General features: G+C 37.8%; 14 protein-coding genes and 1 riboswitch. Of the genes, 6 read left to right on the top strand and 8 right to left on the bottom strand.

All coding sequences use genetic code 11. From position 1 onward, the window contains the following. Positions 1–24 precede the first annotated feature (24 nt). Positions 25–1,368: a hemolysin family protein gene (locus BFL01S_RS08925; RefSeq protein ID WP_061785498.1), complete on the bottom strand. Its 1,344-nt coding sequence runs from the start codon at positions 1,366–1,368 to the stop codon at positions 25–27. 636 nt (positions 1,369–2,004) lie between these two features. Here BFL01S_RS08925 and gloA2 point away from each other — a divergent pair. After that, complete coding sequence (gene gloA2 / locus BFL01S_RS08915) at positions 2,005–2,400, top strand: SMU1112c/YaeR family gloxylase I-like metalloprotein (RefSeq protein WP_025910184.1); 396 nt, start codon at positions 2,005–2,007, stop codon at positions 2,398–2,400. Between the two features lie 26 nt (positions 2,401–2,426). Here gloA2 and lepB read toward each other — a convergent pair whose 3' ends face one another. The 3 genes from lepB to BFL01S_RS08900 form a co-directional block, all read right to left on the bottom strand. Further along, entirely contained in the window at positions 2,427–2,981 is a 555-nt protein-coding gene (gene lepB, locus BFL01S_RS08910) for a signal peptidase I (RefSeq protein ID WP_025910186.1), read from the bottom strand. Between the two features lie 606 nt (positions 2,982–3,587). Continuing rightward, complete coding sequence (locus BFL01S_RS08905; RefSeq protein WP_025910188.1) at positions 3,588–3,911, bottom strand: LapA family protein; 324 nt, start codon at positions 3,909–3,911, stop codon at positions 3,588–3,590. A gap of 186 nt (positions 3,912–4,097) precedes the next feature. Continuing rightward, positions 4,098–4,841: a M48 family metallopeptidase gene (locus BFL01S_RS08900; RefSeq protein ID WP_061785497.1), complete on the bottom strand. Its 744-nt coding sequence runs from the start codon at positions 4,839–4,841 to the stop codon at positions 4,098–4,100. A gap of 266 nt (positions 4,842–5,107) precedes the next feature. Next, positions 5,108–5,209, top strand: a riboswitch (SAM riboswitch). A 68-nt stretch (positions 5,210–5,277) separates the two neighbouring features. On the opposite strand from BFL01S_RS08900, the gene BFL01S_RS08895 reads away from it, so the two are divergent. Continuing rightward, positions 5,278–5,526, top strand: a complete 249-nt coding sequence (locus BFL01S_RS08895) for a hypothetical protein (protein ID WP_025910192.1) — start codon at positions 5,278–5,280, stop codon at positions 5,524–5,526. Between the two features lie 591 nt (positions 5,527–6,117). After that, entirely contained in the window at positions 6,118–6,390 is a 273-nt protein-coding gene (locus BFL01S_RS08890; protein WP_061785496.1) for a hypothetical protein, read from the top strand. 360 nt (positions 6,391–6,750) lie between these two features. Here the strand turns inward: BFL01S_RS08890 and BFL01S_RS08885 are convergent, their stop codons facing one another. From BFL01S_RS08885 to BFL01S_RS08870, 4 genes are all read right to left on the bottom strand, one after another. Continuing rightward, on the bottom strand, positions 6,751–7,926 hold the full coding sequence (locus BFL01S_RS08885) for an MFS transporter (protein WP_061785495.1): 1,176 nt from the start codon (positions 7,924–7,926) through the stop codon (positions 6,751–6,753). Positions 7,927–8,041: 115 nt separating this feature from the next. After that, the gene (locus BFL01S_RS08880) at positions 8,042–9,343 is read right to left on the bottom strand and encodes an NCS2 family permease (RefSeq protein WP_025910198.1); all 1,302 of its coding nucleotides are present in this window, start codon (positions 9,341–9,343) and stop codon (positions 8,042–8,044) included. A gap of 173 nt (positions 9,344–9,516) precedes the next feature. Next, the gene (locus BFL01S_RS08875) at positions 9,517–10,449 is read right to left on the bottom strand and encodes a sensor histidine kinase (RefSeq protein WP_061785494.1); all 933 of its coding nucleotides are present in this window, start codon (positions 10,447–10,449) and stop codon (positions 9,517–9,519) included. 14 nt (positions 10,450–10,463) lie between these two features. Further along, on the bottom strand, positions 10,464–11,162 hold the full coding sequence (locus tag BFL01S_RS08870; protein ID WP_061785493.1) for a LytR/AlgR family response regulator transcription factor: 699 nt from the start codon (positions 11,160–11,162) through the stop codon (positions 10,464–10,466). 167 nt (positions 11,163–11,329) lie between these two features. Here BFL01S_RS08870 and BFL01S_RS08865 point away from each other — a divergent pair, with 167 nt between their 5' ends. The 3 genes from BFL01S_RS08865 to BFL01S_RS08855 all read left to right on the top strand — a co-directional run bounded on the left by BFL01S_RS08865 (position 11,330) and on the right by BFL01S_RS08855 (position 14,320). Next, entirely contained in the window at positions 11,330–12,067 is a 738-nt protein-coding gene (locus BFL01S_RS08865) for an ABC transporter ATP-binding protein (RefSeq protein ID WP_061785492.1), read from the top strand. 1 nt (position 12,068) lies between these two features. Continuing rightward, positions 12,069–13,232: an ABC transporter permease gene (locus tag BFL01S_RS08860; RefSeq protein ID WP_061785491.1), complete on the top strand. Its 1,164-nt coding sequence runs from the start codon at positions 12,069–12,071 to the stop codon at positions 13,230–13,232. Positions 13,233–13,660: 428 nt separating this feature from the next. Continuing rightward, the gene (locus tag BFL01S_RS08855) at positions 13,661–14,320 is read left to right on the top strand and encodes a MerR family transcriptional regulator (RefSeq protein WP_025910203.1); all 660 of its coding nucleotides are present in this window, start codon (positions 13,661–13,663) and stop codon (positions 14,318–14,320) included. Positions 14,321–14,448 lie beyond the last annotated feature (128 nt).

Raw genomic sequence — 14,448 nt, 5'->3', positions numbered from 1 at the left:
GCTGCCTCGAGGCAGCTTTTTCGGTTATATTTCAATTTTTAGTGCTTCTTGTTGCACTTCGTTTTCTTCCTGAGATAATTGACGAACTTCTACTTCTTTCATTTGATGTCCGTCCATTTCTTTTACCGTGAATTCATATCCGTATAGAGTGACGGATTCATTTTCTTGAATATCAATGTTTTGAAGAAGCATCCATCCACCGAGCGTATCGATGTCTTCGTGCTCAAGTTGAATATCAAGCACTTCATTTACTTCATCAAGCAATACTTTTGAATTGAAGATAAAGTGTTGATCGCTAAGCTTTTGAACATACGGCTTTTCATCTGTATCAAACTCATCGCGAATTTCCCCAACAATCTCTTCTAAAATATCTTCAACCGTTACAATACCAGCTGTACCACCATATTCATCAATAAGCACCGCCATATGCGTACGCTGTTTCTGCATGGATAGTAGTAAATCTTGAATTGGGACTGATTCAATGACTTGAATAATTGGTTTCATATACGTTTTGACAGGCTGATTACGCACAGCATCGTTTAAGACCACATCGTTTAGAATTTCTTTGATGTTGACAAGGCCGATAATATTATCTTTATCCCCATCAATGATAATTGGATAACGAGTATAGCGATCTTCTACAGCCACTTTTAAAAATTCGTCAATTGTATCGTCTTCAGAAACAACGGCCATTTCAGTTCTTGGCACCATGATTTCACGAGCAACGCGGTTGTCAAATTCAAAAATGTTGTTTACATATTTGTATTCAGATTGATTAATTTCGCCGCCTTTATAGCTTTCTGATAAGATGATGCGAAGCTCTTCTTCACTGTGCGCTAGCTCGTGCTCTGAGGCTGGTTTTAATCCAAATAAGCCTGTTAATAAGCGAGCTGAACCGTTAAGTAACCAAATGAAAGGAAACATGACTTTATAAAAGACAATTAACGGTGGTGCAAACAGAAGCGTCACCGTTTCAGCTTTTTGAATCGCCGCCGTTTTCGGTGCTAACTCTCCAACAACGACGTGGAAAAACGTAACCGACGCAAAAGCGATTACAAACGAAAGCACGTGTGAAACGGAAGATGGAACACCTAAGTCTGCGAAAACTGGATTTAAAATGCGCTCAACTGTTGGTTCACCTAGCCAACCTAATCCAAGTGCTGTAATGGTAATACCAAGCTGACATGCGGATAAGTATTCATCTAGGTGAGTCGTGACGGTCTTCACTGCGACCGCTCCTTTTCGACCTTCTGCTACGAGCTGATCGACACGAGAGCTACGAAGTTTTACAATCGCAAACTCTGTCGCAACAAAATAAGCAGTTAAAGCAATTAAAAAGGCAACTAAAATTAAATTAATGGTTATCAATGAACATACTTACTCTGCGTAAGCAAAGTAAGTAAACACCTCCTGTAAATAATCAAATTACGACAAGAGCATGAGAAGTGAGTGCGTGAGAGTGGCTCTAGTGATTGCTTAACAGAAGTTTTTTCACCGTCATTAAGCCTTTTATTCTTGACGCTACACTTTTTGTCGTCGTGTATAATGATGTTGTTATAAGCTCGTCTTTATGAAGGAGGGTCTTGTTTTCTATATGGGATGTATTCTCCAATTGTTGCTTCCTTTTTCTAAGCAAAAGCCCTTTTTGTTTTAAAGCTTCAATAAGACGAAGATGTACGAGTAATTCTTTTGAATAGTAATTTACCGTGCGTTTTGTTATAAATGCCATCTCTGCAAGCTTGCTAATTTTATACATCGCAATCCCATCAGAAAACCACCTCCCTTCAAGTAGTAATAGGAATAAATAGTATAGTCGCTCAAAAATTGATTTGAAAAATAGTATACTATAAAACTATGTTTGATGACAAAAAAACGATTGAACAGAGTGGGAAATTAGTTTAAACGATACGAACGGAAAGAGAATTTCCTAAAATAGTAAATGTGTCTTTTCTTTTTTTAGTTGCTCGGTTATGATGAAAGCAATGATTACATAGGAGGGCAAGGATGGAGTTTAAGAGAATTCACCATGTAGCAATCATCGCAAGTAATTATGAGCAATCAAAAGCGTTTTATGTAGAAAAGCTAGGAGCGCGTATTTTAGAAGAGACATATCGAGAGCATCGCGACTCTTATAAGCTAGACTTAGAGCTAGCGCCAGGAGTACAAATTGAGTTGTTTTCATTTCCAAATCCTCCAGCTCGTCCATCACAACCAGAGGCTTGTGGTCTTCGGCATTTAGCTTTTGCTGTTGAAGACGTGGAAGCAGCAAAAGTAGAGTTAGAGAGTAGAGGCATTGAGGTAGAACCGATTCGAGTGGATGAGTTAACAGGAAGGTTATTTACGTTTTTTGCAGATCCAGACGGCCTTCCGCTTGAGTTGTATGAAGAGAATGGGTATTAAAAAAGGAGCGGACGCCGCTCCTTTTTTTAGTGCATTAGTTTGAGATCAGTCAGAGGCCAATATTTCACATCGACTTCACCAACGATGTCTGAGACAGGTGTTAATCCGAAGTGTCGGCCATCGCGGCTTATTCTACGGTTGTCTCCGAGTACAAGGACGAATCCATGAGGAATGATGCCGTCATTTACGAGTTCTTCGGTAGAGAAGTTTTCAGTGAAGCGTTCGTATGTCGGGATATGCTGTAGGTATTTATGTAAGTGAGGTTCACTTACTTTTTGGTTATTAATATAGAGCTGGTCATCAATGTATTCAATCTTTTCGCCTGCAACACCGATTATTCTTTTAACGAGGTACTCGTCTTGGTCATGAGGAGAGTGAAGGACGACGAGATCGAAGCGTTGATAGTTGCTTAGTTTATTAATAATAATACGGTTGCCTTCTTGAAGCGTAGGATTCATAGAGTCTCCTTTAACGGTATAAGGCTGAAAGAAATACTGTTGCACAATAAGAGAAAAGAGAAGTGTTCCGAGAATGATGGAGCAATAGATTATGATTTCTCGTTTTATGCGAGTTTTTCTCAATATAAGAGCACCTTCTTTTTTAAGTGAATCGTTTTGTTAAATCAAATAGAAAGAATAAAGAACAGAATTGATTGTACCATTGTTAGCTAAAGATTTCCATTTGTATATGCGTGTTATTCATATTTTCATAGGAGGGAAGACGCATGCAATGGGTGGTGATTTTCACTCCGGATTGCTCGCTTTCCGCAGGGCTCGGTCTGAGCTTCCTCGTAAACTGCGGGATCTCAGAGCACTCGCTAGTCCTGCAGGAGTCTCGCATCTTCCGTTTCAATCACGGGCTTCTTGAGTAGGAGGGAAACTACGTATCTCTATAAGTGTTTGGGTGTGGAAGAAGGACGAGCGCGCGCAACGAGTCGTGATTTTCACTCCGGATTGTTCGCTTTCCACGTGGTTCGCGCCTGCCTTCCTCGTCATTGCGTTTCTGCGGGGTTTCAAGCCGTCTTGGTAATTCCGTAGGAGTCAAACATTTCCCATTTCACTCACAGGCTACTGACATAGCTAATACACCCTTTATTATAATAATTGGTTATAGGGGGTAAGGAGGAAAAACAAAAAAACCTGCCCTCCCGTAGTGTTGGGAAAGCAGGATTTTAGTATATCTCTATATTAAGCTGATGGTTCACCTTGCGTTGATAAAGGTTTTTCTAGATCAGCTTGTGGTTCTGAGTGAGTGGCTAGTTGCGTTTCTAGTTCGGCAATTCGTTTTGTTTGTTGCTTGTTTTTACTTTTAAGCTGAGTGATTTTAACAAAGCTTAGTGAAGCAGCGACGACACCACCGAATACAGCTGATGTTAAAATAATTAAAATAAGTGGCCAGTCTTGTGAGCCAAAGACATAGTTAAATTGAACTGGCTCATTGTTGATGACAGCTAAGATAGCAATAATAAGAGCGAAAATAAGACCTAAAATGAAAAAGCTTTGTCCTTTCATTAGGTGCACATCCTTTCTGAAGATAGATAAAGGAGCAAAATTAAATTTTATACTACCTTTACATATACTTAACCTATATTATTCAACTATAAACATTTTTTATTATAATTAAGTTTTAACAAAACACAATATGCAAAAACACCCGTCCTTTGTGTAGTTTAGGATGGGTGTTTTGCTGTTAGCTGATTAGAATGCTTGTAAGCTATTTTCTTCTAACCATTGTTTACGCTCTGCTGCATCTTCAAATAATGAGTCTGCATCTGTAAATTGTGAAGCAATCACATATTCAATTGTTGTTAATGGTGCTAGAAGTAGACGCCAGTTCAATACTAGCTCACCGTTTTCCATCGTTGCATATGTATCTTGCAGTTCCTTCCACGCTACAGAGTCAGGTGCATCTGCTGCTTGTTTTTTCACTGTTTTTAGTGCTTCGCTGAATTTTTCATTTGCTCGTCCTTGGTACCATTCTGTTAAAAGGTTTTGAATTCCCTCGTTTGTTTCTTGTTCAGACCAGGATGATGGCACTGTTGCGATAAATTTAGCACGGAACGTCATCTCAGGTTGCTCCACATTATCACGAACGATGTTTAAGCGGTACTGACGACCTAAATACGAAAATTTGTCATCGTTTTCAAAAGATGACGTCTTTGCTTTAGGTGCAGCTGGCGTTTTGTTCTCAGTTTTTGCTTTTTCGGCTTTTTTAGCAGCTGGTTTTTTTGCTTCGGTTGGTTGATTACCACCGTTAAGTTGTTTTAAAATCCAAGTCGCTTTACGAGAAATAACAGAGCGAACGTTGTGCTCGTTTAAGCCTCGTGGGATAATTACGGTTACCCCTTCATTGTCACAAATTTGGACCGTAATATCGGTTTTATTTGGAACGACTTTAATTTTGTAGTCAATTGTTTGATTGCCAATTTGATACGTATACATATAGTTTTTCGTGCTCCTTTCTACAAATCTTCATTTTATAAGCAAAGGTAGAGTTTGGTCAAATGAAAGAATAATCAGAAAATTATCCAAGGATTTAATTAAAGAATTACATTACGTTTTTTTTGTTAGTTTTTACGTAAAGAAAGGAAAATATTCTCGCTTTACTATGCATAGGTTAAAAAGAGTGACAAAACTGAAAAAAAGAAAAATTTAAAAAATACTCTTGCTAAATAGGAGATATTTGGTATAATGAAATCTAATTTAAAAAGTTATCACGAGTGGACGAGAGATCTGGCTCTATGACTCCACAGCAACCTACCAACGTAAGGTGCTCCTACCAGCAAAGCATTAGCTTTGGGTGATAAGACGGGTGAAAGCTCATTTTGCATCTAAAGCAAAATGAGCTTTTTTGATTTTATTAGAAGGAGAGATACGGATGACACAAACGATTATAAAGAATCATGAAGAAGTGCTAAACGATGTATTAAATCAATTGAAGGAGATTAATGATTTTACCTGTAGAAAGCTTGAGACGTTTTACGAAATTGTAGTAAAGAGCGGAAGGGATACGTATGCCATTGGAATTGACTGCAAAGTTATTGAGGGCTACACAGAAGAAGGTTTAAAAGAAGCTTGTATAGCAAAATTAAAGCGAGTTGGATGGCTGAAAGGTACATACGCTTAAGGTTGTATTCATATCAATTGCAGTCTTGTCTATAATCATGATAAGATGCTTATCTTCTCTCTTTTCTTTTTTCGTTGAAAAGAGATGATATTTGTCGAAATTTTTACACAAAATAACCGTTACAACTTGGTTGGAATTGTGGTAAGGTATAAAGCAAGAATATTCTAACAATTTTAAAAGGAGGCTGAACATGGAGCTGTTAATTGAGCACGGAAATGACGAAGGTAGCGAACAATTTATTGATCGCGTACTAGACTTCTTAGAGGACGACGAATAAAAGCCTAGAAGATTGCTTCTGGGCTTTTATTCGTCGTAAACGTAAATGTATTGTAAAAGAGAAAAAGAGCTTATATTGAGTCAGAAAAGCATTATAAGCTTAAGGGTTATTTTATTAAAGATTGCTAAACTTTCGCCATTTCCCCCTTCACGTAATGAAATCTTATGGTATTTACTTTTTAATTTGAGAATGTGCTATTTTCGTCAATTTTATTTCCAAAGCAATAAAATTGACGAAAAATGGTAATTTTTATGTTATGGATATATAGGAAATTAATTGTAATGGATGTAGAATTAAAAAGGAGGGGGAATTATATGAACGAGCTTTTTATAGCGGTGTTAGCACTTTTCTTACTATGTTTATCAGCATGTAGCAATTCACCGGAACAATTAGTGAGGGAGTTTAGTAAATATAAAGAATTAGAAGGATTAGACGTGCTGTTACAAACAACTCCACAACCTGTTGCAAACTCTTTATTAGCTTTTTATGAAACAATAGATCATAAATTTGGAGTGGTAGAATTTGATGGAGATAATAACTTAAAATCGGAAAAGAGAATTGAAAATATTACAATAAGTACACGGTGAAATTCTTAGATGATAAAGAGGAAGCAGTATACATTGAGCAAGTTGAATTTTATAATGTGACGTTAGATGAGCTTTTGAAAAAAACAGTCAAGCACTGAACAAGTAGCTGAAGATAAATCAGAGAGCGAACTATATGAAGAAGAGAAAGAAGCTGATGATTTAAAAGCTCCTTCTGATCCCGGTTTCGTTGTTGGCCTCATCTTAATAGTGAGGCGCGTCTTTTTAGATGTGGGTGTGCTTTCAATTCAACTATACTGTTGGTTATCGGTTTAGGTACTATGGTGTTTTATGATGAAATCGTCCAGGTATTTCAAGCGATAAGAAAAGACTTTAGCCAAAAAAGCTAAAGTCTTTTCTTAGTTAAGAGCTAGGTGTTATTTCTTTGGGTGAATAGTCGAGTGCAATATGACGTTGAAGCAGAAGGAGCGCACCGAATGTTAATACAGCTCCAATTAAAAATGGATACATGCTGTTCAGTTCAAAAGCAAAGGCTCCCATCAGAGGCCCGAAAATCCTTCCTAAGCTATCCATTGATGAATTAATACCTGAAGCTGACCCATAGCCGATATTCGTTTTAAGGGTAATCAGAGCGAGTACACAAGGGCGAATAAGGGCATTGCCGGCTGTAAAGATGCAAAGGAAAACCGTTGCGTTAAATAAATTGGATGAAAATAAAATGGATGCAAATCCGACCGCTGAGACAATTAAACCAACAGCAATTAGCTTTTTCTCATTTCCTTGCTTAAATCGCTGTAAAACCCCGCCTTGAATAACAGCTTGCGTAACGCCACTGGCCATAAACATCCAGCCAATCATGGTAGGGGTTACATCAATGCGTTCGATTTGAAAAAATTGAAAAGTTGCTTCAAGGCCAGCTAGCGTAAACGTTCCAAAAAAGGAGAGTAAATATAAATACTTCATTGCGCCTTTAAAATCCGTGTTGAAATCTTGCAGCGTAGTTTTCTTTTCCTGAGAGACGCTTTCTTGCTGGAGCGATTCCGGTAATGCAAAGAAAGCATAGGTCGTCATAATTAGTGCCAATATCCCTGAAATGGTAAATGGGAAAAATAAGCTCACGGACGATAACAGTCCACCTAATGCTGGTCCAAAAATAAAGCCAAGCCCGATTGTCATTCCTAAAAGGCCCATTGCTTTTGTGCGATTTTCTTCCGTGGTAATATCAGAAGCGTAAGCGAATGCACATGGAATAACCGCTCCGGCAAATAAACCTCCAAGAATACGTGATATGTACATCAGAACGAGTGAGTCATTAGCGAATGAAAAAATAAAGAAACTAGCGCTAAATCCGATTAAGCCCGTAAGAAGAACGGGTCTTCTACCTTTTCGGTCAGATAGACTTCCCCAAAATGGAGCGATCAAGAAAGATGCGATAGAATAACTTGCCATTAAGAGTCCAAGGTTAACTGAGCTAGCTCCAGTTATGCGAATGACTTCTGGCACAATCGGAATAATAATGCCGAATCCGACAAAAATCATAAACAAGATAAACATAAGCGTGCCAAGCTGTTTTTTCATATGAAGCTCCTTTCAATGAAGACGTTTTCTGTATATTCAGTATACCAAATAACGAAAAGGATTCCACTTAAATCCAACGTATCTCAAATAAAAAAGCGATGCATAAGCATCGCTTTTAGTGTGGTAAAAACACAAGTTGATATAAGAATAAAACAGCAAATACATAAACAAGGGGGTGAACCTCTTTTGCTTTACCTTTTACAATCTTCATTAGTGGATGTGAGATAAATCCTAGCGCAATTCCAGTTGCAATGCTTGATGTCAGAGGCATTGTTAAAATAACAAGAAACGCAGGGAATGCTTCATCAAATTCGCTCCAGTTAATCTTTGCAATAGAGCCCATCATTAAGCTACCTACAATAATTAAAGCTGGAGACGTAATCGCTGCAATGCCTGAAACGGCGCTTACAAGCGGGCTAAAGAACGCAGCAATAATGAATAAAAGAGCTACGGTTACGCCAGTTAAACCTGTACGTCCACCTGCAGCAACACCAGCTGAAGACTCAATGAAAGCAGTTGTTGGACTTGTTCCAAACATTGCACCAATTGATGTACCAAAAGAATCTGCAAGAAGAGCTTGGCGTGCTTTTGGCATATGGTTATCTTTCATTAATCCTGCTTGTTGTGCTACACCAATCATCGTACCTGTTGTATCAAAAATGGTTACCAGTAAGAAAGAAAATACAACAGCATACAAACCGTGCTGAATAACGTCACCAAACGCAGTTAGCGGATTTGTAATTAGAAGTCCTTCTGGTAGAGAAGGGGCAGACACAAACCCCTGGTCAAATGAAAGCTGACCTGTGAAAAGCGCGATAACGGCTGTAATAAGCATACCGAAAAACAATGCCCCGTTGATATTCATTGCATATAGCGCAATGGTAATGGCCAATCCCACTAAAGTGAGTACAACGCCAGGAGATTGAAGATCTCCTAAGCCTACAAGGTTGGATTCGTTTGCGACAATAATACCTGCTGAACGAAGGCCGACAAAGGCGATGAAAAGGCCAATACCAGCTGTAATTCCATGTTTTAAGTTGCCTGGAATGGCTTCGATTAATTTCTCACGAAACGGCGTGAGCGACAAAATAACGAAAATAATACCTGCGACAAACACGGCCGCAAAAGCAATTCTATAATCGATGTTACCGTGTGAACCGACAACAGAGTATGCAAAATATGCGTTTAATCCCATACCTGGCGCAATTGCAATTGGATAATTGGCGGCAAGTGCCATCCACAACGTACCAATAACGGCTGAAATGATGGTTGCCATAAATACTTGATCAAACGGTACACCTGCATCTGATAAAATTACAGGGTTTACAACCACGATATAAACCATTGTTAAAAACGTAGTAATTCCAGCTAAAACCTCTGTTTTAGCATTCGTGTTAGCTTCTTGTAACTTAAACATAAGTACCTCCAAAAATAACGAACATTAAAAGCAACATGATATATAATATTCGTTTTTAGAGATAAATGCAAGCCATTTAATTAAAAAAGAATATTATTTTACCTATGATTTCACAAGGTGGACTTTTGCCAGCGTGTATCATTAGTTTGTACGATTGCTAACAAATTAAAAGGCTATACAACAATTGGAAACTTCAGTTTAACGGTTAAACGCTGGTGGTAATAAAGATAATCCAGATAGCCGTTAGAGTGCCGAACTAGCTCATGAATGACAAACGTTCCAAGTCCTTCATGGCTTCCTGATTTGGTGGTTTTGTTAAACTGTTTGAATAGTTGATCCTGCAGCTCATTAGAGAGTGGAGGTGTGGAATTGGTCACTTCCAGTATATAAATTCCACTTTTAACTAGAGATTTAATACAAATATACTTCTCGTCTGTGCACCGTGCCGCATCAAAGGCATTTTCCAAAAGGTTTACCAATAGGTTCATTTGATTAAGCTTTGTGATAGGAAGCTGTGATAACGGGTTTTCAAACTGAAAGACTAACTCAATGTTATCTTGGGCTGCTTGTTGTTTCCATTGATATAGCATGGAAGCGATATGTCCGCTTTCGCCTTGCATGTATGTATTGGTGTTCTGAAGTGCATCCACATATTGCTGCATATATGCATTGGCTTTTTGATGTTGCTTACTATCCATAAGGTAGGACACGGCGCTAATATGCTTCATAAAATCATGTCGCTCAGCCCGAATTTGTTGGAATACTTCATTTACTTTTGAGAGTTCAGCTGATGCTGCAAGTTCGCGTTTACTAATCGAGAATAGGTAATTATGTACGCTTGCGATTTCAAAGTAGTACATCAATAGCACAGCCAGTAATAGTAGGAGTAGTAAAGGTGAGTTAGTACACCACATGCCGCTGACTATACAAATTGAGAACGTGCATGAAATCCACGAAATAGGATGAGTAAAAGAAACTCGTTTCATGTACACATATACGCTGCTCCACATGACTGTACAGATAAATATGATGGTCCAAGTGGATAATGGTTTGAAGAGTAAAACAGCTGTGGTACACAGAGCTGTTATTAATAAGAGATATTTCATACAAACAAGCTCCTTTAGAAGTAATGTCGCTGTAATAGGTCTAAGTTTCCTTTCGTAATAAGTGCCGTTTGATTGGTTTGTTGAAACGAAATGGAATAAGAGTGTTTCGTATAGATAGAAAAATTTTTGACGTATTGAACATTAATAATGAAAGCTCGATGAGAACGAATAAAATGAGACGTGCTGAGCTCTTTTTCCAAGTCGCTTAGGGAAAGGTATGTAGAATAACTGCCATCTGTTGTAAAAATGGTAGTTGATCTCCCTGTTCGTTCAGCGAAGATAATGTCTTTTTTATCAATAATTTGCATTTCATTTTTTTGTTTTAAGACAAGCTTTCCCTTTTTACCTTGAGACTCATTTGTTTGTAAAAATCGATTAATACCTTTAAATAATCGTTCTTTCGAGTAAGGCTTCATAATGTAGTCTAGAACGTTCAATTCAAAAGCATGTACTGCAAAGCCGGTATGACCTGTAACAAAGATGACTTTAATATTTAGCGCGTAGCTATTTATAAAATCAGCTAACTCATACCCTGATAGCGAAGGCATTTCTATATCTGTAATGAGCAAGTCAATTTCGTCTTTTTTAATTTCTTCGTATGCTTCTTCAGCATCACTTGTTGCAAAAATAACCTCAAGATTATCTGCGTTTTTTAACGATAATTTTAACTTTTCTAAATCATATTTTTGATCATCTACCAACCCAATCTTCATATCAGACCCTCACATGTATAAAAAGTTTCTTCATTATTTTACCATGTCTAAGAAATGAAAAGGGACGCTTCGTGACAAGAAATGCCCTTTTAATGACAAGTTCGGTGTTTTGTTCCAGATTCTTTTGTAAAATAAAAACAATCAAAAGAACGGAAAGGGGTACAAGGATGATTGAACTAAAAAACGTCTCGAAACTATTTGTTGAAAAAAAAGAAAAAATTCAAGCAGTACAAAGTGTAAACGTCACGGTGGAAAAAGGGGAAGTTGTGGGGCTTTTAGGTGAAAACGGAGCAGGGAAAACGACGCTTTTGCGCATGATTTCAACCGTAATGGAACCATCAGAAGGTAGCATTTTAATTGATGGTATTAATATTCATAAGGAACCTAGCAAAGTGAAAAAAAGAATGGGCGTATTGTTTGGAGGAGAAACGGGATTATACGACCGTTTGACTGCAAGAGAAAACTTATCGTACTTTGCAAAGTTTTATGGAATGAGCAAGCATGAAACAAAAGTAAGAATTGAAGAGTTAGCGAAGCGGTTTGGTATGCGGGACTATTTGGACCGAAGAGTAGGCGGATTTTCAAAAGGAATGCGTCAAAAGGTAGCGATTGCAAGGACGCTTCTACATAATCCAGATGTTATCTTGTTTGACGAACCAACGACAGGTCTTGATATTACGTCTGCTAATATGTTTCGTGAGCTTGTGCGAAGCTTGAAAAAAGAAGGGAAGACTATCATCTTTTCCAGTCACATAATGGAAGAAGTTGAGCAGCTCTGTGAATCTGTCATTATGATACACAAAGGACAAATGGTATACCACGGAACAAATGAATCTTTGTATGAAGAAGAAGAAAGCAGAGATTTAAACTATATTTTTATGTCTCGTATTATAAGGGGGGCTTAATGTGATTTGGCATGTGTATATAAAAGAATTAGTGGATTCTTTAAGAGATAAGAAAACCATTTATCTCAGTGTATTAATTCCAATGGTCATGAATATAGGAATGTTATATTTTGTAGACTCGTATGGTTCAGATAAAGAAAATAAATCAATTACAGTAGCGATTGGTGAACGAGCTGATCAGCATGTTACTAGTTGGTTAAAGCAAGACAAAAGTATTGAAGTTATGAAAGTTGCAAATCCATTAAAAGCGGTTGAAGAAGGAGAAGCTTCTCTTGCAATAAAGGAAAGCCAAAATTTTTCTGAGCAAATGACAAATTTAAAATCCCCCGAAATTACGATATATAGTGATCTTACAAGCGGGAAAGGAGATGCTGCTAATGCATATGTGAGTACCCTATTAGAAAAGCAGCAAAAAGGTTTAGTAAATGAACAGTTACTGGAGTTAGAGGTGGATGAGCGAACGCTCTCGCCGTTTGTAATTAAAACCAAAAATGTAAATGGTGAAGATAGTTCACTTGGAATGGTTTCAATGTTTGCTCCCCTCCTTATTATTATGACGATTATTGCAGGGTGTCTGCCTTCAGCGAACGATATGTTTGCTGGTGAAAAAGAAAAAAATACAATGGAAGGTTTATTAATGACGCCAGTGAAAAAAATTCATCTTATCATAGGAAAGTGGCTAGCCATTTCAACACTTGGCATGATTAGTGGTATTCTGTCCCTAGTGACATTTGTTGTATTTATTCAATATTTTACAGAAAACTTGGGAAAAGCATTAGACTTATTCAGTCATTTGGGGATATTTAGCATCTCGTTACTTCTTGGAATCGTATTATTTTCTTTGTTAGTAGGCGTGATACTATCTATTTTTAGCCTATTAGCAAATACGGTTAAGGAAGCCCAAAACTATGCTTCACCTGTTCTTATGCTTGCCTTCATTCCATACTTTTTGTTGGCTGGTACATCCATCAATGAATTGACCAACATTGATTTTCTTATACCAGTTTATAACGTCTATGCTCTTATCAAACAGCTATTATACGGGGTGTTCGACATGACAAGTATAGGGCTTGTAACGCTTAGTATTGGAGTAGTAATTGCCTGTTTGTTTGCAATTGCAAATATTTTGTTTTCAAAAAGCAAGTGGATACTTGGCAAATCCTAAAAAAATGCTAGGACATAAGTATTTCAGTCAGTGATATATCCGAGTTATTGGGAGTGAACTCCTAATAACTCGTTTTTTGTTGATTCAGAAAACAAGTTTAAAAAAGAGTGGAATGGAGGGTAGGAAACGAGACTGCTGCGGGAAATAGAGGAAAGGCTGAGACCCCGCAAGCGCAGCGAGGAGGTTCAGCTTCCTCCCCGTGAAAAGCGAGTGTCCGTAGCGTAATGGAACGAGCTTGTTCTTACAACCTAGTGATGTTGAAGAAATAATGTTTCGTCTTTGAGAAGGGATTATTTCGTTATGTTCCAGCTCCTTCTTTGTTGAATTCCCACTTTCTTTGCCGAATTCCTTCTAGTTTTGTCACGAATGAAGGGAATCTTTGTTTCGTAGCGAAGTTGCTAGTATAACAAGAAGATGGAGGGATTACGATGGCAATAAAAACGCTTGACGTGGCCAAACAGTTAGGAATTCATCCGAGTACGGTTTTGAAATGGGCAAAGCTTGCAGACATTGATATTCAACGAAATGATGCTGGACACTGGGAGTTTACAGAAGAAAATGTTACGAAGCTTGAGGAGTTTAAGAACAATCGGAATCGCCAAGCGGTTGTGAAAGTGGTTGAAGCAAGTGATGATCGCATTGAGCAGCTTCAAAAACAAATGGATGAACTTTATGAGAAGTGGTCAGCTCATGAAGAAGTGGCGGCTTCAGTAGCGGTTGATGATAAGGACAACCAAAAGCTACATGATGTAGAAGCTCAGGTATCTGTACTGCAAGAAAAGCTTGAGGCTTATCAGTCTGCAAAGCACAAAGAAGTAGAAGAGCCTAATCAAGAAATGCAACGGCAAATTGACCAGCTATTAATGCGCTTAATTGAAAATGAAAAAAGAACGGAAGAAAAAGCAGGAGAAGTGGTCACGTTTCAGCTTCTTGAGCACCGAAAAGAAATTGATCAGTTAACGAAAAAGATGATAAAGCTCCAAGCAAAGGTAGAGGAATTTGAAACGCGCTTAAAAGACAGTCAGTTTGCAGCCGCGAAAAAGCCTCCAAAATGGCGCACGTTTTTAACAGGATTATTTACGTATTAGACATGCTTACGCTTATCGCAAGCATGTTTTTTTTATGGCTTTTTTTCTGAAAAAAGAAAATACTATCTTTTAGGAAGTTTTATCTTGACGATAAGCATGTTTATTTGATAAAACTATTTTAGTTAACT

Origin of the sequence: Priestia flexa NBRC 15715 (genome assembly GCF_001591565.1) — a bacterium.
Lineage (GTDB): Bacteria > Bacillota > Bacilli > Bacillales > Bacillaceae_H > Priestia > Priestia flexa.
The sequence above is the reverse complement of the archived record's forward strand: the minus strand, read 5'-3'. Positions and strand labels throughout refer to the sequence as shown.